This window comes from Mycobacterium sp. SMC-19, assembly GCF_045310815.1.
Classification (GTDB): Bacteria; Actinomycetota; Actinomycetes; order Mycobacteriales; family Mycobacteriaceae; genus Mycobacterium.
Map to the genome: position 1 here is coordinate 502,732 of NZ_JBJIAM010000003.1, position 22,939 is coordinate 525,670.

24 protein-coding genes are annotated in these 22,939 nt (G+C 67.1%); 15 read left to right on the forward strand and 9 right to left on the reverse strand.

Going from position 1 to position 22,939, the window contains the following annotated elements:
- The first annotated feature begins 4 nt into the window (after nt 1-4).
- The 5 genes from rimI (at nt 5) to ACJH5R_RS09935 (ending at nt 5,746) form a co-directional block, all read left to right on the forward strand.
- Nucleotides 5-451: a ribosomal protein S18-alanine N-acetyltransferase gene (rimI, locus tag ACJH5R_RS09915; protein ID WP_406781854.1), complete on the forward strand. Its 447-nt coding sequence runs from the start codon at nt 5-7 to the stop codon at nt 449-451.
- Nucleotides 448-1,482, forward strand: a complete 1,035-nt coding sequence (gene tsaD / locus ACJH5R_RS09920) for a tRNA (adenosine(37)-N6)-threonylcarbamoyltransferase complex transferase subunit TsaD (RefSeq protein WP_406781824.1) — start codon at nt 448-450, stop codon at nt 1,480-1,482. The genes rimI and tsaD overlap by 4 nt, the downstream gene beginning before the upstream one ends.
- A gap of 196 nt (nt 1,483-1,678) precedes the next feature.
- A complete protein-coding gene (gene groES, locus ACJH5R_RS09925; protein ID WP_406757670.1) occupies nt 1,679-1,981 on the forward strand; it encodes a co-chaperone GroES in 303 nt (100 codons plus the stop codon).
- Between the two features lie 91 nt (nt 1,982-2,072).
- Nucleotides 2,073-3,689, forward strand: coding sequence for a chaperonin GroEL (gene groL / locus ACJH5R_RS09930; RefSeq protein ID WP_406781825.1), 1,617 nt, complete (start codon nt 2,073-2,075; stop codon nt 3,687-3,689).
- A gap of 230 nt (nt 3,690-3,919) precedes the next feature.
- On the forward strand, nt 3,920-5,746 hold the full coding sequence (locus ACJH5R_RS09935; RefSeq protein WP_406781826.1) for a hypothetical protein: 1,827 nt from the start codon (nt 3,920-3,922) through the stop codon (nt 5,744-5,746).
- A 94-nt stretch (nt 5,747-5,840) separates the two neighbouring features.
- On the opposite strand, the gene ACJH5R_RS09940 is transcribed toward ACJH5R_RS09935, so the two are convergent.
- Both ACJH5R_RS09940 and ACJH5R_RS09945 read right to left on the reverse strand, forming a co-directional pair.
- Complete coding sequence (locus ACJH5R_RS09940) at nt 5,841-6,242, reverse strand: hydrogenase (RefSeq protein ID WP_406781827.1); 402 nt, start codon at nt 6,240-6,242, stop codon at nt 5,841-5,843.
- A gap of 104 nt (nt 6,243-6,346) precedes the next feature.
- A complete protein-coding gene (locus ACJH5R_RS09945) occupies nt 6,347-6,877 on the reverse strand; it encodes an HXXEE domain-containing protein (protein WP_406781828.1) in 531 nt (176 codons plus the stop codon).
- A 157-nt stretch (nt 6,878-7,034) separates the two neighbouring features.
- Between ACJH5R_RS09945 and ACJH5R_RS09950 the strand changes: the two genes are divergently transcribed.
- Nucleotides 7,035-8,135 carry a ferritin-like domain-containing protein gene (locus tag ACJH5R_RS09950; RefSeq protein WP_406757661.1) on the forward strand — a complete coding sequence of 367 codons (1,101 nt, stop codon included), beginning with the start codon at nt 7,035-7,037 and terminating at the stop codon, nt 8,133-8,135.
- A 2-nt stretch (nt 8,136-8,137) separates the two neighbouring features.
- Here the strand turns inward: ACJH5R_RS09950 and ACJH5R_RS09955 are convergent, their stop codons facing one another.
- Nucleotides 8,138-8,701, reverse strand: coding sequence for a TetR/AcrR family transcriptional regulator (locus ACJH5R_RS09955; RefSeq protein ID WP_406781829.1), 564 nt, complete (start codon nt 8,699-8,701; stop codon nt 8,138-8,140).
- A 152-nt stretch (nt 8,702-8,853) separates the two neighbouring features.
- On the opposite strand from ACJH5R_RS09955, the gene ACJH5R_RS09960 reads away from it, so the two are divergent.
- The 3 genes from ACJH5R_RS09960 to ACJH5R_RS09970 all read left to right on the forward strand — a co-directional run bounded on the left by ACJH5R_RS09960 (nt 8,854) and on the right by ACJH5R_RS09970 (nt 10,565).
- The gene (locus tag ACJH5R_RS09960) at nt 8,854-9,819 is read left to right on the forward strand and encodes an oxygenase MpaB family protein (RefSeq protein ID WP_406781830.1); all 966 of its coding nucleotides are present in this window, start codon (nt 8,854-8,856) and stop codon (nt 9,817-9,819) included.
- A gap of 154 nt (nt 9,820-9,973) precedes the next feature.
- Nucleotides 9,974-10,273, forward strand: a complete 300-nt coding sequence (locus ACJH5R_RS09965; protein WP_046285240.1) for a GlsB/YeaQ/YmgE family stress response membrane protein — start codon at nt 9,974-9,976, stop codon at nt 10,271-10,273.
- Between the two features lie 10 nt (nt 10,274-10,283).
- Nucleotides 10,284-10,565 (forward strand): hypothetical protein, encoded by a 282-nt coding sequence (locus tag ACJH5R_RS09970; RefSeq protein ID WP_406781831.1) that lies wholly within the window; start codon nt 10,284-10,286, stop codon nt 10,563-10,565.
- Between the two features lie 39 nt (nt 10,566-10,604).
- On the opposite strand, the gene ACJH5R_RS09975 is transcribed toward ACJH5R_RS09970, so the two are convergent.
- The 3 genes from ACJH5R_RS09975 to ACJH5R_RS09985 form a co-directional block, all read right to left on the reverse strand.
- Nucleotides 10,605-11,612, reverse strand: coding sequence for a PE-PPE domain-containing protein (locus ACJH5R_RS09975; RefSeq protein WP_406757658.1), 1,008 nt, complete (start codon nt 11,610-11,612; stop codon nt 10,605-10,607).
- Nucleotides 11,613-11,756: 144 nt separating this feature from the next.
- The gene (locus ACJH5R_RS09980) at nt 11,757-12,749 is read right to left on the reverse strand and encodes a PE-PPE domain-containing protein (protein ID WP_406757657.1); all 993 of its coding nucleotides are present in this window, start codon (nt 12,747-12,749) and stop codon (nt 11,757-11,759) included.
- A 22-nt stretch (nt 12,750-12,771) separates the two neighbouring features.
- The gene (locus ACJH5R_RS09985; protein WP_406757656.1) at nt 12,772-13,083 is read right to left on the reverse strand and encodes a DUF732 domain-containing protein; all 312 of its coding nucleotides are present in this window, start codon (nt 13,081-13,083) and stop codon (nt 12,772-12,774) included.
- Between the two features lie 73 nt (nt 13,084-13,156).
- Between ACJH5R_RS09985 and ACJH5R_RS09990 the strand changes: the two genes are divergently transcribed.
- Nucleotides 13,157-13,759, forward strand: coding sequence for a class I SAM-dependent methyltransferase (locus ACJH5R_RS09990; protein WP_406757655.1), 603 nt, complete (start codon nt 13,157-13,159; stop codon nt 13,757-13,759).
- On the forward strand, nt 13,756-13,941 hold the full coding sequence (locus ACJH5R_RS09995; protein ID WP_406781832.1) for a hypothetical protein: 186 nt from the start codon (nt 13,756-13,758) through the stop codon (nt 13,939-13,941). Before ACJH5R_RS09990 ends, ACJH5R_RS09995 begins: the two co-directional genes overlap by 4 nt.
- Before the next feature lie 110 nt (nt 13,942-14,051).
- Here ACJH5R_RS09995 and ACJH5R_RS10000 read toward each other — a convergent pair whose 3' ends face one another.
- Nucleotides 14,052-14,342, reverse strand: coding sequence for a WhiB family transcriptional regulator (locus ACJH5R_RS10000; RefSeq protein WP_406757653.1), 291 nt, complete (start codon nt 14,340-14,342; stop codon nt 14,052-14,054).
- A 257-nt stretch (nt 14,343-14,599) separates the two neighbouring features.
- Here ACJH5R_RS10000 and ACJH5R_RS10005 point away from each other — a divergent pair, with 257 nt between their 5' ends.
- The gene (locus ACJH5R_RS10005) at nt 14,600-15,382 is read left to right on the forward strand and encodes a hypothetical protein (protein ID WP_406781833.1); all 783 of its coding nucleotides are present in this window, start codon (nt 14,600-14,602) and stop codon (nt 15,380-15,382) included.
- 7 nt (nt 15,383-15,389) lie between these two features.
- Here the strand turns inward: ACJH5R_RS10005 and ACJH5R_RS10010 are convergent, their stop codons facing one another.
- Complete coding sequence (locus ACJH5R_RS10010; RefSeq protein WP_024440345.1) at nt 15,390-15,794, reverse strand: DUF5319 domain-containing protein; 405 nt, start codon at nt 15,792-15,794, stop codon at nt 15,390-15,392.
- 186 nt (nt 15,795-15,980) lie between these two features.
- On the opposite strand from ACJH5R_RS10010, the gene guaB reads away from it, so the two are divergent.
- From guaB to ACJH5R_RS10025, 3 genes are all read left to right on the forward strand, one after another.
- Nucleotides 15,981-17,525, forward strand: coding sequence for an IMP dehydrogenase (guaB, locus tag ACJH5R_RS10015; protein WP_406757918.1), 1,545 nt, complete (start codon nt 15,981-15,983; stop codon nt 17,523-17,525).
- Between the two features lie 66 nt (nt 17,526-17,591).
- Entirely contained in the window at nt 17,592-18,731 is a 1,140-nt protein-coding gene (locus tag ACJH5R_RS10020) for a GuaB3 family IMP dehydrogenase-related protein (protein ID WP_406757917.1), read from the forward strand.
- Nucleotides 18,732-18,794: 63 nt separating this feature from the next.
- Nucleotides 18,795-20,504, forward strand: a complete 1,710-nt coding sequence (locus ACJH5R_RS10025) for a GMC oxidoreductase (RefSeq protein ID WP_406781834.1) — start codon at nt 18,795-18,797, stop codon at nt 20,502-20,504.
- Nucleotides 20,505-20,572: 68 nt separating this feature from the next.
- On the opposite strand, the gene ACJH5R_RS10030 is transcribed toward ACJH5R_RS10025, so the two are convergent.
- A complete protein-coding gene (locus ACJH5R_RS10030) occupies nt 20,573-22,933 on the reverse strand; it encodes a glycoside hydrolase family 65 protein (RefSeq protein ID WP_406781835.1) in 2,361 nt (786 codons plus the stop codon).
- Between the last annotated feature and the right edge of the window lie 6 nt (nt 22,934-22,939).

The following is a 22,939-nucleotide window of genomic DNA, read 5'->3' on the forward strand; positions in this document are numbered from 1 at the left end:
GCCGGTGACGCTGGGCGCGCTGGTTCACAGCGACGCGCTGCGCTGCGCCGAACTGGAAGCCCAACTGTTCGGCGGCGACGATCCGTGGCCGGCCGAGGCGTTCAGCCGGGCGATCGATGCTCGTGACAACCACTACGTCGCCGCCCGGATCGGCGACGCCGTGGTGGGCTACGGCGGAATCGCGCGGCTCGGGCGCACCGCGCCGTTCGAATACGAGGTGCACACCATCGGGGTGGACAAGGCACACCAGGGGCGCGGCATCGGGCGGCGACTGCTCACCGACCTGCTGGAGTACGCCGACGGCGGCGTCGTGTACCTGGAGGTCCGCACCGACAACGCCGCGGCGATCGCGCTCTACCGCGACGTCGGTTTCGTCGAGACCGGACTTCGTAAGCGCTACTACCGCAATGGCGCCGACGCCTACACCATGCGGCGGGAGGCCCGATCTTGACAGTAGTCCTGGCCATTGAATCCTCTTGCGACGAAACAGGTGTCGGCATCACCCGCCTGGAATCCGACGGCACCCTGACGCTGCTGGCCGACGAGGTGGCCTCCAGCGTGGAGGAGCACACCCGGTTCGGCGGGGTGGTGCCCGAGATCGCTTCCCGGGCGCACCTGGAGGCGTTGGGCCCCACCATGCGCCGGGCGTTGGCAACGGCGGGGTTGGGAGAGGACCGCCGTCCGGACGCAGTCGCAGCCACCATCGGGCCGGGCCTGGCCGGGGCGCTGCTGGTGGGTGCGGCCGCGGCCAAGGCCTACGCGGCGGCCTGGGGAGTGCCGTTCTACGCCGTCAACCACCTGGGCGGGCACCTGGCCGCCGACGTCTATGCCCATGGCCCGCTGCCGGAGTGCGTGGGACTGCTGGTCTCCGGCGGCCACACCCACCTGCTGCATGTGCGGTCGCTGGGGGAGCCGATCGTCGAACTCGGCAGCACCGTCGACGACGCGGCGGGGGAGGCCTACGACAAAGTGGCCCGGCTGCTCGGGCTGGGCTATCCGGGTGGGCGGGTGCTCGATGAGCTGGCCCGCACCGGCGACCGCAGTGCGGTGGTGTTCCCGCGCGGGATGACCGGCCCGCGCGACGACCCGTACGTGTTCAGCTTCTCGGGCCTGAAGACCGCGGTGGCCCGCTATGTGGAGCGCAACCCGGACTTCGTCCCAGCCGACGTGGCGGCCGGGTTCCAAGAATCGGTCGCCGACGTGCTGACCGCTAAGGCGGTGCGCGCGGCCACTGATCTGGGGGTCAGCACCCTGCTGATCGCCGGCGGGGTGGCCGCCAACTCCCGGTTGCGTGAACTCGCCGAACAACGCTGTGCGGCAGCAGGCTTAACGCTGCGCATCCCGCCGCTGCGGTTGTGCACCGACAACGGGGCGATGATCGCGTCGTTCGCGGCACACCTGATCGCCGCCGGGGCGGCGCCGTCGCCCCTGGACGTGGCCACCAACCCGGGCCTGCCGGTGGTGCAGGGCCAGATCTCCTGACCGATTCGCAGCGGGGTCACCTTGAGTGCTAGCACTCTCATGTATAGAGTGCTAGGTGGCAGTCGGTCGGATTCTCGCTCGGCACCCGCGACGACGACGCGAGGGCTCGTACGAATGCCGAACACCTTAAGTAAGTACGTTCCGATGGGCTCGGCATCGGCCGGGTCGCATCCAGACAATGTGGAGGGCTCCAATCGTGGCGAGCGTGAACATCAAGCCACTCGAGGACAAGATCCTCGTTCAGGCCAACGAGGCCGAGACCACGACCGCTTCTGGTCTGGTCATTCCGGACACTGCCAAGGAGAAGCCGCAGGAAGGCACTGTCGTTGCCATCGGCCCCGGCCGGTGGGACGAGAGCGGCAGCAAGCGGATCCCGCTGGACGTCGCTGAGGGTGACGTCGTCGTGTACAGCAAGTACGGCGGCACCGAGATCAAGTACGGCGGCCAGGAGTACCTGATCCTGTCCGCGCGCGACGTGCTGGCCATCGTCGGCAAGTAGCCACAAAGCAACCACCGTGCCCGCCCCGGAGATCCCCGTAATACGGGTGATGTCCGGGGCGGCACGCGTAGAGAAAAGGGCTTAAACAGCTATGAGCAAGCAGATTGAGTTCAACGAGGCCGCGCGCCGGGCGTTGGAAGCCGGCGTGAACAAGCTCGCCGACGCAGTCCGGGTGACCCTGGGCCCGCGCGGCCGCACGGTGGTGCTGGCCAAGTCCTTCGGCGGCCCGACGGTGACCATGGACGGCGTCACCGTGGCCCGCGACGTGGACCTGGAAGACCCGTTCGAGAACCTCGGCGCCCAGTTGGTGAAGTCGGTGGCCACCAAGACCAACGACGTGGCCGGCGACGGCACCACCACCGCCACCGTGCTGGCCCAGGCCATCATCTCCGGCGGGCTGCGCAACGTTGCGGCCGGCGCCAACCCGATCGCGCTGGGCGCCGGTATCGCCAAGGCCGCCGACGCGGTGTCCGAAGCGCTGCTGGCCGCGGCCATCCCGGTCTCCGGCAAGGAATCGATCGCCCAGGTGGCCAACGTGTCCTCGCGCGACGAGGAGATCGGTGAGCTGGTCGGCGAGGCGATGACCAAGGTCGGGACCGACGGCGTGGTCAGCGTGGAGGAGTCCTCGACTCTGTCCACCGAGCTGGAGATCACCGACGGTGTGGGCTTCGACAAGGGTTTCCTGTCGGCGTACTTCGTCACCGACTTCGACTCGCAGGAAGCCGTCCTCGAAGACGCCCTGATTTTGCTGCACCGCGACAAGATCAGCTCGCTGCCGGACCTGCTGCCGCTGCTGGAGAAGGTCGTTGAGGCAAACAAGCCGCTGCTGATCATCGCCGAGGACGTCGAGGGCGAGCCGCTGTCGACCCTGGTGGTCAACGCAATCCGCAAGACGCTCAAGGCCGTTGCCGTCAAGGCGCCCTACTTCGGTGACCGCCGCAAGGCGTTTCTGGAGGACCTCGCGATTGTCACCGGCGCTCAGGTGGTCAACCCCGATGTGGGCCTGACGCTGCGGGAGGCCGGCCTGGATGTGCTGGGCACCGCTCGCCGGGTGGTGGTCAGCAAGGACGACACCGTGATCGTCGACGGCGCCGGGACTGCCGAGGCCATCGCGGGGCGGGTCAAGCAACTGCGCGCCGAGATCGAGGCGACCGACTCCGACTGGGACCGCGAAAAGCTCGAGGAGCGGCTGGCCAAGCTGGCCGGCGGCGTGGCCGTGATCAAGGTCGGCGCAGCCACCGAGACCGCACTCAAGGAGCGCAAGCACCGGGTCGAAGACGCGGTGGCGGCGGCCAAGGCTGCGGTGGAGGAGGGCATCGTCACCGGCGGCGGTGTGGCGCTGGTACAGGCCCGCGCGGCGTTGGCCGGGCTGGCGCTGACCGGCGACGAGGCGACCGGCGCGGAGGTGTTCGCCGCTGCGCTGAGCGCGCCGCTGTACTGGATCGCCACCAACGCCGGCGTCGACGGTGCCGTGGTGACCAGCAAGGTCGCCGAGTTGCCGGCCGGACAGGGCTTCAACGCCGCGACGCTGTCCTACGGCGACCTGGCCGCCGACGGTGTCATTGACCCGGTGAAGGTGACCCGCTCAGCGGTGCTCAACGCCGCGTCGGTGGCGCGGATGGTGCTGACCACCGAGACCGCGGTTGTCGACAAGCCCGTCGAGGTCGACGCGCACGCCGGCCACGGCCATCACGGGCACGCGCACTAGTCAGTTCGCACGAAACGCCCCCGGTCCTGATGGGCCGGGGGCGTTTTCGTGCGGAAGTTTTCATACGGCTGCGTTCAGCCGCTACCGTGCGCGGGACACACAGCAATTATTTGCCTTTCTAACAGAAAAACCACAGGATGGATTTCTGCATGTCTCTCGCCCGTAGAACCGTGAAGCAATCACAGAGCCAAACTGGCGAGGTTGCCCGGCGCATCGTCGGAACGGGCGGCATGGTTTGCGCACTCGTCGCGCTTGGGCTCGCCCCGCTGGAGACGGCGCCGACCGCACAGGCAGGCTTCGGTTTCGAGGATGTCGTTGAGTCGCTGATCGACTCGTTCAGTGCCACGTCGGCCCCCATCTGGGATTTCGGCGGCTGGCTCGATGCCTCCGCCGCGGCTGCCACGGACCCGTTGGCCGCAGCGGATCAGGGCCTCGTGGACGTCTACAGCGCGCTCTACGGTGCGATCCACGGTTTCGGCGAGGTCGTGGTCGCCACCCGCGTCTTCGACCTGATCAACCCGTTGTTCGCCTATGGCGACTCGTGCGGCCTCATCTGTCACGGCGTTGGTGCTCACCTCGATGACGCCGGCAACGTCGTCGCCGCCGGAGACGGCGGATGGCTGTTCGGTGATGGCGGCAGCGGCGTGTTGTTGGACCAGAACGGCGACGTTGTCATTGGTGCAGCTGGAACCGTTGGCGGTGACGCGGGATTGATCGGTAACGGTGGAGTCGGCGGCAACGGGGCGGCGGCCTCCCTGAATGACGGCATCATGACCGCGGCCACCGCCGGTCTGAACGGCGGTACCGGTGGCCAGTTGATGGGCAATGGCGGTAGCGGTGGCGCAGGTGGCGCGGGCTGGGTAGGTGCCGACGGAGACTACGCCGGGGGCGTTGGCGGTAATGGCGGCAATGCGCAGTCCATCGGCAACGGCGGCAATGGCGGCCAGGGTGGCGTGGGCATGGCCGGCGAATCAGCGGACGGTCCCGGCGGTTCCGGAGCCAACGGTGGGTCCGGTGGCAACGGCGGCAATGGCGGTCTCGGCGGTAAGACGCTTGGCGCGATCGGCAACGGCGGCAACGGCGGCGGTGGTGGCAACGGCGGCTCTGGCAGCGAGACCGGCTGGGGCAATGGAGGTTCCGGCGGCGCCGGCGGTAACGGTGGTATTGGCTACCATGCCGGCGTTGGTGGCAATGGAGGTGCCGGCGGTGCTGCCAGGGGGTACGCGGGCGCCGGCGGTGCCGGGGGTATCGGCGGTGCAGCCACCAGCAGCGCCGACGGCGGGGATAACCACGGTGGGACCGGTGGTGCTGGCGGCGCCGGCGGCAACAGCAACGATGGCTTTGCGGGTGTAGGTGGCGCGGGAGGCGCCGGAGGCTCCGCCATTGCTGGGGATGGCGGCAATGGGGGAGCCGGAGGCAACGGCGGCACGACCAATCAGGGAGCTGCGACCTCGGGTGCCGGCGGTGCGGGAGGCGCCGGGGGCGACAGCGTCAACGGAGATGGTGGCAATGGCGGTCAGGGTGGCGCCGGTGGTGATCTCCACAATGGCAACGGAGCCGACGGTGGCGCCGGCGGCGCTGGAGGTTCCAGCACGGGAAGTCACACCGCAGGCAACGGGGGCAACGGCGGCGGCGGCGGTGCTGCTGGTGCCGGAAAGGTCAACGGCGGTCACGGCGGCCAGGGCGGCGCCGGTGGCTCCAGCGCCGGCACCGGTGCTGGAGGCCGCGGTGGAAATGGTGGCGCCGGTGGTGCCAGCGAGAGCGCGATAAGCAATATCCGGGGAACCGGTGGTGACGGCGGTGGCGGCGGCACAGGTGGCACCAGCGCCACGGGTCGCGGCGGCAGTGGCGGGAGCGGCGGCGACGGCGGCAAGGGCGCCACGTACGACGTTGGTCCCGTCCACTTTGAGACCGATGGCGGCGATGGCGGTCCTGGTGGCGCTGGTGGTGCGTCGGGCAACACGCCCGGTGAAAGCGGCGCTCCTGGCACGGCTCACGACGGCACGACGCCCGGTAAGGGTGGTGTCGGTGGTGCAGGGGCTGGCAACCGCCCCTGACCGGGCTGTTCGACGAGGATTCCGGTCGTGCGCCGCCCGGGGGTTGGGCAAGGACGCGGGAGGGGTAACCAGCTCGTGGTCGGCAGGCGGCGCCTCAGAGTCCGACGATGACGATGATCACGCCTACCACGATCGACACTGCGAGGGACACCAATAGGAAGCCGACGATCCCTTCTTTGCCCGCTGATGTCGCATGATCCCCCGCCGCGATCGGGGCGAACTTCCGGCCGGCGCCCCATGCCGCCGCGAGCAGTGTCGCCAGCCAGTTCGCGTAGGCGGCGTAGACGATCAGTGAGACCGCCGTAACTCCCCACGCGTTGGGCAAATGAATGTGTGGCCACAGCAGGCCCAACAGCGCCAGGAACATTCCGTTGAGCGTTGCCTCCAGATGGCTCGACAGCGCCATGCGAGGGTTCTTGCACGCGGGAATGGCGAGCCCGGTGAGCAGGCCGAGCAGAAACAGGAGCAATCCGAGCTTGAACAGGACTGTCTGCATGTCAGGAGCGTAGGAGTGCTCCGCGGCGCGCGTTGCGGATTGGCCGGGCAGTGGAACCCTTCTCGATCGTCGGCACCGTCTCTGCGTCGATGACTTCGTTGTGGTCAGACGGCGAAGTGGAACAGCCCGTACCAAACGACGAAGGCGAACAGCGCCAGACCACCCAGTAGGGCCAGGGTGAACTGGCCCCTGGTGAGGACCCTCTCCTTGATGGTGACGGTGCCGATTACGAGGCAGATCGGGTAGTAGAGCAGCATGGCGGTGACGACGCCGGGCGAATACCGATCGAGAGTCGGCGTCATCGCCAGATGAAAGAGTGCGTCCCAGAACAGGTTTGCGCTGGCGAAGGCAACCAACGCAGCGCTGCGAGGCAGGGTCTGCCTTCGGTAGTTCGCGTAGACCAGCGTCACCAGGATCGCCATGAAGGCGACGTTGTTGGCGGCGAAGGCGGCGTTGTCGAAGCGGCCGTGGACGTCATGGGTGACCCACGCGGGAAACCCGCCGAGGTATTCCTCGACGATGTGCAGGAGGTAGGCGGCCGGCATCAGCCAGATGACGTTCCGCAAGCGCGGCAGCGTCAGGTCAGTCCGGGGTTCCGCCGCCGCACGCCGCGCTCGTGCGTCGTTGCCGTCCATGCCGACGATCTTCGCTCACTGCGGGGCCTTCGGTCGGCGATTCGAGAGGGGCCGCGACGAAGGTTTCGGCCCCGCCATCCTTGACGCGCCGGCGCCCGCGGCGCAGTGTGATACACGTCATGAGACCACTGGTCACACCCGGTAAAGGCGGCAGCGCATGACCACAAGGGACAAGTACACCGACGTTCCCACGCCGTACTCGTGGGAGGTCCCCAGCGCCGGCGACGCGCGCTTCACGTGGGAGTACGACGACGGGCGATCCCGGCTGCTGTCGCTGTATCAGAAGGGCAAGGACAAGCAGTGGGATGCCCAGTCACGCATTGACTGGTCCCAAGACGTCGATCCGATGAACCCGGTGGGTCTGCCCGACGAGTTCCATCCACTGTTCGGCAGCCCGATGTGGGAGGCCGCGGACGACGCGCGCCGAGCCGAGATGCGCCAGCACTCCCAGGCCTGGCAGTTCTCCCAGTTCCTGCACGGCGAGCAGGGCGCGATGGTGTGTGCGGCCAAGATCGTCGAGGTCGTCCCGGATCTGGACGCGAAGTTCTACGCGGCCACCCAGACCATGGACGAGGCCCGGCACGTCGAGACCTTCTCGCGGTTCCTGCAAGAGAAGATCGGCCTCGTCTACCCGATCAACAAGAACCTGACCGCGCTGCTGGATGACACCCTGCGTGACTCGCGCTGGGACATGCCCTATCTGGGCATGCAGGTCCTCATCGAGGGGCTGGCGCTGGCGGCGTTCGGGGTGCAGCGTGACCTGGCGGCACCGGACTCACTGGCCAAGAAGGTGCTGGCCTACGTCATGCAGGACGAGGCCCGCCATGTCGCCTTCGGTCGAATCTCGTTGAAGGACTACTATTCCGAGCTCACTGACGCTGAACGGGACGACCGCGAAGAGTTTGTCGTGGATGCCTGCTACCTGATGCGCGACCGATTCCGCGGCGAGGAGGTCTTCGAGACCCTCGGCATGAACGTCAAAGAGTGCGCGGAATGGGTCGACTCGTCACCGCTGATGATCCAGTTCCGGTCGCACCTGTTCAGTCGCATCGTGCCGATCGTCAAGGACATCGGGTTGTGGGGCCCCAAGGTGCAGAAGGCGTTTCGGGACATGGGTGTGCTCGACATGGCCGGTTTCGACATCGAGGCCCTGATGAAGGCCGACGAGGATCAAGCCGAATCCCTGGACCGGGCGCACGCCGAGATGGCCGCGCGCGCCGTCGAGGTCAACGAGGTGATCACGGCGGGCGCGAGCTAACCCTACGAGCTGGGCGCCAGCAGCCCGGCCGAGGCGAACTTCAGCCCGGCCCGCAGTTCGTCGAGCGAGATGGGGTCGTCGGACTCGATGTAGCGCATGGTGGTTGCCACGGCCATGTTGAAGAACAACCAAGCCAGAGCGCTCGGGCTCAGTTCGTCGCGGTATTGGCTGCGGTAGTGACTCATGTGCAGTGTGGTCATCGCCAACAAGGTGGCGTTGAGTCCGGAGACGTTCTCGAACGCGCGCAGATGATCGGGCCGTTGTGCCAGATAGCGGATCAGTCGCCGGTTGGCGATCGTGTAGTCGATGAGAATGTCGATCGATGCCTCCATAGCTGAGGCCGGCCGGTCCAGCGTGATCGCCCGCAGCATGTCCTCGATCGCGGGTGCCTGTTCGGCGGCAAGGCGCTCCACCGCGGCGTCGATGATCTGCTCCTTGTTCGCGAAGTACTGATAGATCGATCCCTTGCTGATATCGGCTGTCTCGGCGATCAGGTTGGTGGTGATCTGCTCGGGCGGGTGCCGGTGCAACAGCCACGCCGTCGACGTCACTATTTTTGCGACCATCTCACGGGAACGCGCCTGCTGTGGCGACTTTCGGTGCCGTGAACTGGGACTACGCACGTTCACCTGACCTCCTAACGCGACTTGTATGCGACCGTACGTGCACATTAGCGTCGGCGCCAGGATCAGATAGCACGGGAAGACAGGGGAATCCGATGACCTCAACACCCGACCTCGAGGCTCACCAGCCCGCCCAGGAGGTCGAGGACATCGAGGACCTCGAACAGATCGAACTCATTCCACCGGAATCGCTGACCGCCGAGCACACCGGCCGATGGACCTTCCTGATCCTCGAGGGCGCGGCGTTCATGATGCAGGCCATGCATCCGGTCATCGCCGAGGTCACCGGCCGCTACTCGGCGGCCTTCCACGGCGACCCGGGCGGCCGGGCGATCCGCTCGGTCGACTCGGTGCTGCGCTGGACCTACGGCGGAACCGAGGCCAAAGCCGAGGGCGATCGCGTTCGCGCCCTGCACAAACCCATCACGATGAAAAGCGCCGAAACCGGCAAACAGATCAGCGCCTTGCATCCGGAGTCCTACCAGTGGGTGATTGCCACCGGCTACATCATCAACGCCCAGGCCGGGCGACTGATGATCGGTCGCGAGTTCACCGACGCCGAAAAGGAAGAGCTGCTGCGCGACAACCGCCGGTTGGCCCGGCTGCTGCACGTGCCGATGCGGGGTTATCCCGAGTCGCAGCAGGAGATGGCCGACTACTACGAGCGGATGATCGACACCCTGCGCGGCACGCCGCAGGCGCGGCAGTTGATCGCCGACCTGCAGTCCGGGAAGGCCGAGCTGCCGCCGACGGTGCCGAAACTGTTGGCGCCGCTGGTGCAGGCCGCATTAAGACCCGCCATGCGGTTCAACTACCTGTCGGTGGTCGGGCTGCTGGACCCGCGCCTTCGCGAGAAGCTCGGCGTCACCTGGAGTGCCGACGAGCAGCGTCAGCTCACCCGCATCTACACCGCTATTCGGGTCGCCTACCGCGTGCTGCCCGACCGGCTCACCTACTTCCCGCTGGCCTACCACGCCCGTAAGCACCACCAGTGCCTGGAGAAGATGAAGCAGCGCCAGGAGAAGTCGTTCGCCTACCAGCTGCCGAAGGGCTCGGGATAACTCGGAGCGGGCGAATCTATTGCATCGGTTATCAATTCATTTTCCGGTCCAATGGTGAACAGCAGCGATGGGTGATTAGCCGCCGCGAAGAACGGGTATGAATCCTCCGCGGCGCTGACCGGGCGGCGCTAAAGGTGTCGAAAAGGAGATCACCATGAACGCAGTGGCGGCCACCGAATTCCTGGCCCGTTCCACAACGTTGACCAGTGTGGGGTGGATCGGCTACATCGTGATCGGCGCTATTGCCGGCTGGATCGCGGGTATGGCCATGAAGACCAAATATGGTCTGCTCGCCGACGTAGTCGTGGGTGTCGTCGGAGCGTTGATCGGTGGGTTCCTGCTCAGCTTCGTCGTCGACACGGCGAGCGGCGGCTGGTGGTTCACCCTGTTCACCGCAATTTTGGGCGCGATCATCCTGCTCTGGTTGCTGCGCCTGTTCGGGCGCGAGGCATAGGGGAGTGGCGATGATGAGAAACATTGCGTTTGCTGCCTTTGCGCTGGGCGTGCTGATTTCCAGCGGCTGTTCGGCCTCGCAGGTGATCAACACCGGCGGCGACACGAAGTGCAAGGACTTCGTCGACCAGGACGAGAAGAAGCAGGACGACGAAATCACCAAGATGCTCAAGGACAAAAGCGGTGCCGACCCATCGAATCTGGAGATCTCGGCGACCCGTCTGTCGGTGTCGACCTACTGCAAGACGTTGGGAAAGCCGGAGAGCAAGATATCCGAGGCGCCGCACGGCTGAGGGCACGGTGCAGTTCGAGCCGGATAAAACCGGCTGAGCTCAGTACGAGTTGGTGAACAGCAGCACCAGCGAGTCCCACACGCTCTGGAGCGGATCGCTGGTGGCGACCCCGTTGAACAACAGCGCGTTGAGCCAGGCGTCGAAGCCGTTGATGTCGTCGTCGTTGATGTTGACGTAGGTCAGCAGGCCATCGGTGATGGTGGTGGCGTCGGCGATCTGCTCCGGGGTCAGACCCAAGTACTCCACGTGTGGGCCGAAGATGTTCAGCAGTGCGCCCCACAGTCCGTTTTCGGCGTAGGAGTCCACAAAGTTGGCCACGGGGTCGGTGGGCAGGCTGTAAATGGTGGTGGGGTACAGGTCATTCGGTGTAGAGCTGCCGATACTGTCATCCATACCGGTGAAGCTGAGGAAGGCGTCGGTGAACTTGGCGCCCAGCGTTGCGTCCATGGCGGCTTCCAGGTGCTGCCAGACGCCGTCTGGGTTGGAGGGGTTGCCGATGAATACGAAATGCAGTGCATCGCTGGGGATTCCGTACGCCGCGAGTTGGGCCATGGCCATGGACCCGGCGGTGGCGCTCTGCGAGTAGCCGAAGATGGTCAGCGGGTGGTCGGCGTCGAATGCGCCTGGGTTTGCGTCGAATTCCTTCTCCACGGCCAGGACGAGCGCTGTTGCGTCGGCAAGGCTGCTCTGCTGGAACAGCTCGGGGGTCGTCAGCACCTGCAGGGGGGCGCTGCACGGGTCGGTACCGTCCATGTGGCAGACCATCGAGCCGGTCGAGCCGCCGTTGAAGCCCAGCGCGTTGAGGTAGAGCTCTTCTGCGGAGCGGGCGTATTCCGGCGACGGCGTCGGCTGGCCGGTTCCGCCGAGGATCAGTGCGGTCTGGCTGCCCGCCAGCGGACCGGTGGTGGCCAGCAGGGCCGCCTCGGCGAGCAGGGCCCCGGCGGGTGGGATGAGCGCTGCGCCGGACGCAGCGAGAACCATGCTGACAGTGGCCAGGCGGCCGACAGTGTCAGCACCACTGCCCCTGCGCAGTGTCACCTGAGCCATGAGAACCCCCCGCCGTGTATGGCATATGAATATCACATTCTCATTTTTGAAGTCTAGGGTTCTCGTGCCGCCGAAGCGCCCCCAAGCGGTGCTGCCAATGTGTTGGAGAAAAGCCGCCGGCGTCACCGGGGGGGGGGGGGGGGCTCAGAAGAAGTCGTTGAAGAACAGCTGCAGAGAATCCCACAGGCTGTCGAAGATGCCGCTGTTGGCGGCCCCGCCGTTGAAAACCGCGTTGATCCAGGCGTCGAGGCCGTTGATGTCGGTGTCGGAAATATCGACGTAGGTCAGGCTGCCGTCGACTGTGATGGTGGCGTCGGCGACCTGCTCCGGCGTCAGTCCGAGATACCACACGTGCGGGCCCAAGACATCCAGCAGCGCACCCCACAGGCCTTCGGCGGCGTAGACGGCGGCGAAGTTGGAGACCGGGTCGCCGGGCAGGCCGTAAATGGTGGCCGAATACAGATCATTGGGTGTCTCGACGCCCAGGACATCGGTCATGCCGAAAAGGTTGAGCAGATAGGCCGTCAGGTCAGGGCCGAGCAGCGCTTCCACGGCCGCTTCCAGGTGTTGCCAGATGCCGGTCGGGGTGGAGGGGTCGCCGATGAACACGAAGTGCAGAGCGTCGCTGGGAATGCCGGCCTCGGCCAGTCGAGTCATGGCGATCGACTCGGCGGTGGCGCTTTGTGAGTAGCCGAAGATCGTCAGAGGGTGCTCGGCGTCGAAAGCGCCTGGGTTGGCGTTGAATTGGTTCTCGACGGCGAGAACGATCGCCGAGGCTGCCGTGAGACTGCTGGGGCCCTGCTGGATCAGTTCGGGCGTCGTCAGCACCTGTAGCGGGGCACTGCACGGGTCGGTGCCGTCCATGTAGCAGACCGTCGATCCGGTTGAACCACCGTTGAAGCCCAGCGGGTTCAGAAACAGGTTCTCGGCGGACCGCGCGAATTCGGGCGAGGGCGTCGGTTGAGTGGTTCCGCCGAGGATGAGCGCCGTCTGGCTGCCCGCCAGTGGACCGATGGCAGACAGCAGAGTGGCCGCGGCGTGGACGACCGGTTGGCTGGTTGCGACACCGGCCGCCACCAGGCCGACGGCGACGACGTGAGCAACTGCGCTTTTGCCCGCTCTGCCTTGCGATGTCATCGCATGCACGACTTCGCGGGTCTCAGAGCGTATCGGGGCACAGGTGATGCTGCGCGGCGTTGATCAGCATGCGCCCCTTGTCGACGTCGTTCGGGCTCACCTGGGCCAGCGTCTGTTCGGGCTTCTCACCCAGATGCAGCCTGTTGCACGCCATCCAGCCGTTCGCCACGACCACACCGTCGGGCAGTTGGGCGTCCCCGATGCTCAGCCCCGGGAACCCATTGGCCCGCAGTTCATTGAGGAAACCTTGCTCATCGGCGCTCGCCGTGGGCGCGCCGATGAAACCGATGGCGAACCCGGCCGCGATGGTTCCGAACAGAAGCTGCTTCTTCACGTTGCTCCCCCTTGTACTCCGCGTAACGGTTGTGTTGGGAAGCGTATGGCGTCGGCGCCAGGCGAGTCGGGTAATGACCGAAACCGCGGCGGTAGGTTTGCAAGGTGAAGTCCGAGTGGATCGCGGCGAACCGCGCCAACTGGAACGACCGGGCCACGATCCACGCCGGCGCGTGACGGAACGGGATATCAGGTACAGCAATTCATCGATGACCGGTCGCTGCTGTCCGACGCTGGCCCGCCTCGGTGCCACGGTCACCGGACTCGATTTCTCGGAAGAATCCGTCCGCGAGGCGCGGACGTTGGCCGCCGAGACAGGCGACGCCGTGACCTACGTGCAGGCGGACGTCCACGACGCACCAAAAGTTCTGCCGCGTAACAGCTTCGACCTCGTCTACACCGGGATCGGAGCGTTGTGCTGGCTGCCGCGCATTGCCGCTTGGGCTGACGCGGTCTCGGCACTGCTTGCACCGGGCGGGTCTCTCGTCATGCGCGAAGCGCATCCCATCCTGCTATCGACGGACGAATCCCTGGGTGACGATGTGCACTTGAGATATCCGTACTTCGAACACGACGAGCCGGTGCAGTGGGATGACGACCAAAGCTACGTTCCGACGAGTGGGCCGTCGCGGCGACGAGAACCTACGAGTGGAACCACTCCCTGGGTGAGATCGTGACCGCGTTGATCGCCAGCGGATTGCGCATCGACCTTCTCGTCGAGCACGACACCGCGCCGTGGGAAGCGCTTCCCGGTCAGATGATGCGCCGCGAAGGTAGCGAATGGGCCCTGGCCGAGCGATCTGGCGTGATGCCACTGAGCTTCACGATCAGGGCCACCAGACCTGCCGACCAGGCGTAACGGTCCGCGGGTTCGACACCGGGTAGGGCGAACAGCCCCCGGGAAACCGGGGGCTGCTCAGGTACCCACTGGGCCGCGGATGTGACGCCGCCGGCCCGGTCGGGAAGTAATTAGCCGCTGGGGCGCAGGTTGCAGCGCAGGGCGGCGTGCCGCTCGGCTTCGGACATACCGCCCCAGATGCCATAGGGCTCACCTACCGCGAGCGCATGCGTCCGGCACTGTTCCAGCACCGGGCAACTGCGGCACCACTGCTTGGCGTTCTGTTCACGCTGTGCGCGGGCGCGACCGCGCTCGCCGTCGGGCGGGAAGAACACCGATGAGTCGACACCTCGACATGCTCCCCGGAGCTGCCAATCCCATACGTCCGCGTTGCGCCCGGGCAATTGCTCAACCTGTGGCATGGGAACCCCTCTCAAAACGCTGTTCGGGCCGAATCTTTGGGATGCGGCTTGTCGAGCGGTGTCTCAGGTGGTGCGCGTAAAACAGCGCCGGCTGTCTTCCGGCGCCGAGGGGACGGTAACTAAATGATCTGAAGTAAAACCAACGCGATGGTTAAGAAAGGCTGGCCTAAAAGGGTGGAGTTTCCGTGAGAGTGGATGTTATTCCGCATTCTGTGGAGTGGTTATGCGTAGGCCGTACCGCGTAACGTCGCGCAGCGATGATCGAGGACCCAAATGCAGTCTTGGCGGCCGCCGCGTTCGGCGATGAGCCCGGCCGCTGGCCCCTGCCGAAGGCGACCAATCCCCGGCAGCGGTGGCTGCGCGCCGTCGCGGCCGGGGGGCAGGGGCGCTACGCCAGCGCCGCCGCCGATCTGGCGGCGTTGCTGCGCGAGGCGCCGGCCGGCCCGCTGGTGTCCCTGGCCTACAGCACCCGGGGCTCGTTTCTGCGCCAGCTCGGCGGGCACGTTCTGGCCCGCGGTGTGGACGGCCGGGCGCTGGCGCTGGCCGGTGACGACTATGTGGCCCGCGCCGACGCGTTGGTCGGGTTGGCCGCCGACGCCCTAGGAGTCGGGCGTTTCGCGGCGTCGGCGGCACTGCTGGGCCGAGTCGAGCCGGAGCCGTCCACCGCGCAGGCGCGCCTGGCGGTCCGCCGGCATTGGGTGACCGCAGAACTGGCGATGGTCACCGGCGACGGAGCCACCGCGGTGCGCCATGCCGAGCAGGCGTGCGAGCTCGCGAGCGACGTCATGGTGCGGCACCGGGTGAAAAGTCAGGTGGTGCTGGCCGGCGCGCTGTGCTGCGCGGGAAATCTCGACCGGGCGCGCGCGGTGGCCGAGGCAGCGCTGCTGGACACCGACCGGCTGGGGTTGATTCCGTTGCGATGGGCGCTGGCATGCATGTTGGCCGATATCGGCAGTAATACTCGGACGGCTGAAGAGTTACGCGGCCTGCGCGAGGACGCCGCGGAGCTGGTGCGCCACCGCGGTGGTTACTGGTATTGAGCCCTGATCAGCGGTAACCGTCGGCTTCCGAGGTCGCCCCGTTGAGCGACGCATCGGCATAGCCGCGGCAGTAATCCCACGTCACGTAGCTGTCCGGCTCTGGGTCGTAGGCCGGCTCGTGCGGGCGGACGGTGCCGTCGATGAGCAGCTGCAGCAGGTTGGCGCGCAGCATGTCCCAGTCGTGGTAGTGGTCCTGCTGGCAGTCGTCACAGCACACCACCAGGCCGCGAATTCCCCTGTGCGCCAGTAACGCTTCGTAGACCGCCAGATCCGCGAGGTCGGCCTCGACCGCGGTCCGTTCCTGCGGGTCCAGTGGCTGGCCCGGTTCGACGGCGTCCAGTGCGGCGGACGGGTCATGCGGATCGTCGGCGAACGGGTCGGGTGGCAAACCGGGTGGCAGGTGGTCACGCACGCCCATCAGGGTACGCAGTCGCCATGACAGAACGCCAGCGGTGGGCCGTGGGACGCCGTCGGGGGTCAAGGGTGGTGGCGGGCGAAAGCGCTCGCGGGACGCTATTAGGATGGACTTCTCACCCCGGCTTTGTAGTGGAGGCTCCCAGATGGCCGTTGGTTGTCCAAAACAGAGGTCAGCGCTCCGATGACCGGTGCCATGGGCCCGCAAGATGATGTGGTGTACGCCGATGGTGCGGTCGGTGGACAGTCCCCCAAGATCGCCATGCTGGGGCTGACCTTCGACGATGTCCTGCTGCTTCCGGCTGCGTCCGACGTGGTGCCGGCTACCGCCGACACCGCCAGTCGGCTCACGCGCAACATCACGCTCAAGGTGCCGCTGGTCAGTTCCGCGATGGACACCGTCACCGAGGCACGGATGGCGATCGCGATGGCCCGCGCCGGTGGCATGGGCGTCCTGCACCGCAACCTGCCCGTCACCGAGCAGGCCGGCCAGGTCGAGACCGTCAAGCGGTCCGAGGCGGGCATGGTCACCGACCCGGTCACCTGTACACCGGAGAACACCCTGGCCGAGGTGGATGCGATGTGCGCCCGCTTCCGGATCTCCGGGCTGCCGGTCGTCGACAAGAACGGCTCCCTTGTCGGCATCATCACCAACCGCGACATGCGGTTCGAGGTCGACGAGAACAAGCCGGTCGCCGAGGTGATGACCAAGACGCCGCTGATCACCGCGCAAGAAGGTGTCTCCGCCGACGCCGCGCTGGGCCTGCTGCGCCGGCACAAGATCGAGAAACTGCCGATCGTCGACGGCCACGGCAAGCTGACCGGGCTGATCACCGTCAAGGACTTCGTCAAGACCGAGCAGCACCCGCTGGCCACCAAGGACAGCGACGGCCGGCTGCTGGTCGGGGCCGCGGTGGGCGTCGGCGACGACGCCTGGGTACGGGCGATGACGCTGGTGGACGCCGGGGTGGACGTGCTGATCGTGGATACCGCGCACGCCCACAACCGCGGGGTGCTGGACATGGTCGGCAAGCTCAAAGCCGAAGTGGGGGAGCGCGTCGAGGTGGTCGGTGGCAACGTCGCCACCCGAAGCGGAGCTGCCGCGCTGGTCGAGGCCGGCGCTGACGCGGTGAAGGTCGGGGTGGGCCCCGGCTCGATCTGCACCACCCGGGTGGTCGCCGGGGTGGGCGCGCCGCAGATCACCGCCATCATGGAGGCCGTTGCCGTCTGCGCACCGGCCGGTGTACCGGTGATCGCCGACGGTGGCTTGCAGTACTCCGGAGACATCGCCAAGGCGCTGGCCGCCGGCGCGTCCACAACGATGCTCGGCTCGCTGTTGGCCGGCACCGCCGAGTCGCCCGGCGAGCTGATCTTCGTCAACGGCAAGCAGTTCAAGAGCTACCGCGGGATGGGTTCGCTGGGCGCCATGCAGGGCCGCGGCGGAGCCAAGTCCTACTCCAAGGACCGCTACTTCCAGGACGACGCACTCTCCGAGGACAAGCTGGTGCCCGAGGGCATCGAGGGCCGGGTGCCGTTCCGGGGCCCGTTGAGCACGGTCATCCACCAGCTCACCGGCGGGCTGCGGGCGGCGATGGGCTACACCGGTTCGGCCACCATCGAGGCGCTGCAGCAGGCACAATTCGTACGGATCACCGCCGCGGGCTTGAAGGAAAGCCACCCGCACGACATCACCATGACTGTCGAAGCGCCTAACTACTACGTGCGTTAAGCAGGCGTTCGTCCGGCGTATTCTCGCGCAGCGAAACAGAAACGAGGCTGACCCGTCATGCGTGACATGGTTGAGATCGGCATGGGCCGCACCGCCCGTCGCACCTATGAGCTCGACGACATCAACATCGTGCCGTCTCGGCGTACTCGCTCATCCAAGGACGTGTCGACGGCCTGGCAGCTGGATGCCTACCGGTTCGAGATGCCGGTGCTGTCTCATCCCACCGACGCGCTGGTCTCCCCGGAGTTCGCGATCGAGTTGGGCCGTCTCGGCGGGCTGGGGGTGCTCAACGGCGAGGGGCTGATCGGCCGGCATGCCGACGTCGAAGCCAAGATCGCTCAAGTCACCGAGGCCGCTGCCAAGGAGCCGGAGCCGTCGGCGGCAATCCGGCTGCTGCAGCAGTTGCATGCCGCGCCGTTGAACCCCGAGCTGCTCGGCGCCGCGGTGGCGCGCATCAGTGACGCCGGAGTGACGACCGCGGTCCGGGTCAGCCCGCAGAACGCCGCGGCGCTGACCCCGGCGCTGGTGGCCGCCGGTGTCGACCTGCTGGTCATCCAGGGCACCATCATCTCCGCCGAGCGGGTTGCCGTGGACCGTGACGGGGCCGGGGAACCGCTCAACTTGAAGACCTTCATCTCCGAGCTCGACATCCCGGTGGTGGCCGGTGGGGTGATCGACCACCGCACCGCGCTGCATCTGATGCGGACCGGTGCGGCCGGGGTGATCGTCGGCTACGGCTCCACCTCCGGGGTGACCACCTCCGATGAGGTGCTGGGCATCTCGGTGCCGATGGCGACCGCGATCGCCGATGCGGCCGCCGCGCGTCGCGAGTACCTCGACGAGACCGGCGGGCGCTACGTGCACGTGCTGGCCGACGGTGACATCCACACCTCCGGGGACCTGGCGAAGGCGATCGCCTGCGGTGCCGACGCGGTGGTGCTGGGCACGCCGCTGGCGGCCGCGGCCGAGGCGCAGGGCGACGGCTGGTACTGGCCGTCGGCTGCCGCCCACCCGTCCCTGCCGCGCGGCGCGCTGATGCAGGTCGCCTACGGGGAGCGTCCCAGCCTGGCGCAGGTGCTCGAAGGCCCCTCCGACGACCCGTTCGGCGCGCTGAACCTGGTCGGCGGGCTGCGCCGGTCGATGGCCAAGGCCGGCTACTGCGATCTCAAGGAATTCCAGAAGGTCGGCCTGACCGTAGGTTCCTGAGCCTGGCAGGTAAGGGCAGCCTATCTAGCAAGTTACCGGTGAGTACGGTCATACTTGCTGGCTATGGAGCCTGACTACGACGTCCTGATCATCGGCTCGGGTTTCGGTGGCAGCGTGAGTGCGTTGCGGCTGACCGAGAAGGGCTATCGGGTCGGTGTGCTGGAAGCGGGTCGCCGATACGCCGACAAGGATTTCGCCAAGAACTCCTGGCATCTGCGCGAGTTTCTGTGGGCGCCGAAGCTGGGTTGCTACGGCATCCAGCGCATCCACCTGCTCAACAACGTCATGGTGCTGGCCGGCGCCGGGGTCGGCGGCGGGTCGTTGAACTACGCCAACACCCTCTATGTACCGCCGGAGCCGTTCTTCGCCGATAAGCAGTGGGCGCACATCACCGACTGGCACGCCGAGTTGATGCCGCACTACGACCAGGCAAAGCGGATGCTCGGCGTGGTCAAGAACCCGACGTTCACCGACGCGGATCGCATCGTCAAGCAGGTCGCCGACGACATGGGGGTCGGCGACACGTTCGTGGCCACCCCGGTCGGGGTGTTCTTCGGTGAGGACGGGGCTCAGGCGCCGGGCAAGACCGTGGCCGACCCGTTCTTCGGCGGCGTGGGCCCGAAGCGCACCGGGTGCATCGAGTGCGGCGAATGCATGACGGGCTGCCGCTGGGGCGCCAAGAACACCTTGGTGAAGAACTACCTGTATCTGGCGGAATCGAATGGTGCGCAGGTACATCCGATGACGACCGTGACGGCCTTCGAGCAGGGCGCCGACGGGTTGTGGCAGGTGACGACGGTGCGAACCGGCCTGCGTGCGCGCCGGCACCGCAAGACCTTCACCGCCCGGCACCTGATCCTGGCGGCCGGCACCTACAACACCCAGCGGCTGCTGTTCAAGATGCGCGACAAGGGAAAGCTGCCCAAGCTGTCGGGCAACCTGGGCGTGCTGACCCGCACCAACTCCGAATCGATCGTGGGTGCGGCGACATTGAGCGTCAACCCGGACCTGGACCTGACCCACGGCGTGGCGATCACCTCCTCGATTCACCCCACCGCCGACACCCACGTCGAACCGGTGCGCTACGGCAAGGGCTCCAACGCCATGGGGCTGTTGCAGACCCTGATGACCGATGGCACCGGGCCGAGCGGTACCGATGTGCCGCGCTGGAAGCAACTGCTGAACCAGGGCCGTGAAGACCCCCGCAACATTCTGCGGCTGCTGAACCCCAAGGACTGGAGCGAGCGCACCGTGATCGCCCTGGTCATGCAGCACCTGGACAACTCGATCACCACCTTCACCAAACGCGGCAAGCTGGGCTTGCGCCGCTACACCAGCAAGCAGGGCCACGGCGAGCCGAACCCGAGCTGGATCCCGGTCGGCAACGAGGTCACCCGCCGCATCGCCGCCAAGATCGACGGCGTCGCCGGCGGCACTTGGGGTGAGTTGTTCAACATCCCGCTCACCGCGCACTTCTTGGGCGGGGCGGCGATCGGGGACAGCCCCGAGCACGGTGTCATCGATCCCTACCAGCGGGTGTACGGCTACCCGACCCTGGCGGTGATGGACGGCGCGGCGGTCTCGGCCAACCTCGGCGTCAACCCGTCGCTGTCGATCACCGCGCAGGCCGAGCGGGCCGCGTCGCTGTGGCCCAACAAGGGCGAGGACGATCTGCGGCCGGCCCAGGGCGAGGTCTACCGGCGGCTGGACCCGATCGCGCCGAAGAACCCCGCGGTGCCCGACAGCGCCTTCGGCGCGCTGCGCTGGAAGTAGTGATTTCGGCGCGGTAATTCCCGCTGAGCGGGCGCAACCGCGCCGAAACCGCGGGGCTATTGCACGGTTTACCGCGCGACCTCCCGCCGGTGCTGCGGCTCGCGCCCCGGCGGCTGGGTGGGGGTGGGCAGCAACGGTTCACGCCGACGGGCCGGCAGCGTCGTCGGGGACTGCGTGCCCAGTTCGATGTCCTCGCCGGCATGGTTGATCGTCAGCCGACCGTCGGGGCCATCGCGCAGCGTGTAGGTGACCTCGCTGTGGTTGGCGTCGACCGTCACCCGAAATCCCCGCCAGCGCAACCCGAACCGTAGCCGTGAGATCCCGTCCGGCAGTGCGGGATCCAGCGACAGTACGCCGGCGTCGTCACGCAGGCCGCCGAACCCGGCGACCAGGGCGAGCCAGGTCCCGGCCAGCGACGCCATATGCAGGCCGTCGCGGGTGTTGTCGTGCAGATCGCGCAGGTCGACGAACGCGGTCTCGTAGGTGTAATCGTGGGCCAACTCCAGGTGCCCCACCTCGGCGCACATCACCGCTTGGGTGCACGCCGACAGCGACGAGTCGCGCACCGTGCGCCGCTCGTAGTAGTCGACGTTGCGGGCCTTCTGCTCGTCGGTGAACGCGTGGCTGCGCCACTGCATGGCCAGCAGCAGATCGGCCTGCTTGACCACCTGAGCCGGATACAGCCGCACATAGGGTTCGTTGAGCAGCAGCGGGTAGGTGTTGCGGGTGTCGAAGTCCCATTCCGCGGCCGTGGTGAAGCCGTCGCACTGGGGATGCACCCCGAGTTCCTCGTCATAGGGGATGTGCGCCGCGTCGGCCGCGTCCCGCCAGCCGGCCATCTCCTCGGTGGTGACCCCCAGTTCGTGGGCGGCGTCGGGGTGGCGGGCGCACGCCTCGGCGGCGGTGCGCAGATTGTGGGCGGCCATCAGGTTGGTGAACACGTTGTCCCGGACGATCGCGGTGTATTCGTCGGGGCCGGTCACCCCGTACAGGTGCCACACTCCGTGCCGGTCGTGGTGCCCGAGCGAGCGCCAGAGCCGCGCGGTTTCGATCAGCACCGCCAGCCCGCATTCCTGCTCCACCGTGGGGTCGCCGGTGACCACCCGGTACTGCTCGAACGCCGCCGCGATGTCGGCGTTGATGTGCCAGGCGGCGGTGCCCGCCGGCCAGTACCCGGAGCACTCCTGGCCACGGATCGTTCGCCACGGGAAGGCCGCGCCGGACAGCCCCAGCTCGGTGGCTCGCCCGCGCGCGAGATCGAGCGTTGTCGCCCGCCAGCGCAGCGCGTCCGCCGCGGCGTGCGGAGCGGTGTAGATCAGCACCGGCAGAATGAAACTCTCGCTGTCCCAAAAGGTATGGCCGTCATACCCGGTGCCGGTCAGGCCCTTGCTGGGGATGGCGCGGCGTTCGGCGCGGGCGCTGGCCTGCAGCAGGTGGAACAGTGCGAAGCGGATCGCCTGCTGGCAGTCCGGGTCGCCGTGGACCTCGACGTCCGCGCCGTCCCAGAACTCGTCGAGGTAGGCCCGTTGGGCGTCGACCAGCCCCTGCCAGCCGCTGTAGCGGGCACCGGTCAGCGCCGCGATGGCCTGATCGCGCAGCGCGGGTCGAGACCGCTCACTGGACCAGCCGTAGGCCAGGTATTTGACGATGCGCAGTTTCTGCCCCGGGCGCAGACCGCACACCACGGTGGTCGCCGCCACGTCGGGAATCGTCATCGTGGTGACCTGGACGCGCCCCGGTACCTCGACTTCGTGATCCATGGCCGCGGCCATCATCAGTTCGCTGGTGCGGGTTCGATGCACCAGCACCGCACCGGTGTTGGTGTTCTCGCATTCGACGGCCTCCAGGGGGTTCTCCAGGATCGCCGCCACTCGCGGGTCGGTGGAGGTCGGGGGTTGGTCCTCATTGGCGACCAGCTCGGATTGCACTGTCACACGGACGAATTCGTCGATCGCCTCGACGACGTATTCGATGGCCGCGACGCTGCGGTGGGCCAGCGAAACCAGTCGGGTGGAATGCACCTTGACCTGTTTTTTCGCTGGTGAGCGCCAGTGGATGTGGCGGGACAGGGTGCCCGCCCGCAGGTCGAGGATGCGCTCGTGGTCGATCAGCTCGCCGTAGCGGACATCCAGCGGTTCGTCGTCGACCATCAGCCGGATGATCTTGCCGTTGGTGACGTCGACGACGGTCTGCCCGGCCTGCGGGTAACCGAATCCGGACTCGGCGTGCGGCAGCGGCCGCACCTCGTAGAACGAGTTCAGGTAGGTGCCGGGCAGGCCGTGCGGTTCGCCCTCGTCGAGGTTGCCGCGCAGACCGATGTGTCCGTTGGACAGGGCGAACAGGGACTCGGTCTGCCCGAGCAGATCCAGGTCGAGGTGGGTTTCGCGGATCTGCCACGGTTCTATCGGAAAGTAATCCTCGGAGATCATCGGCCC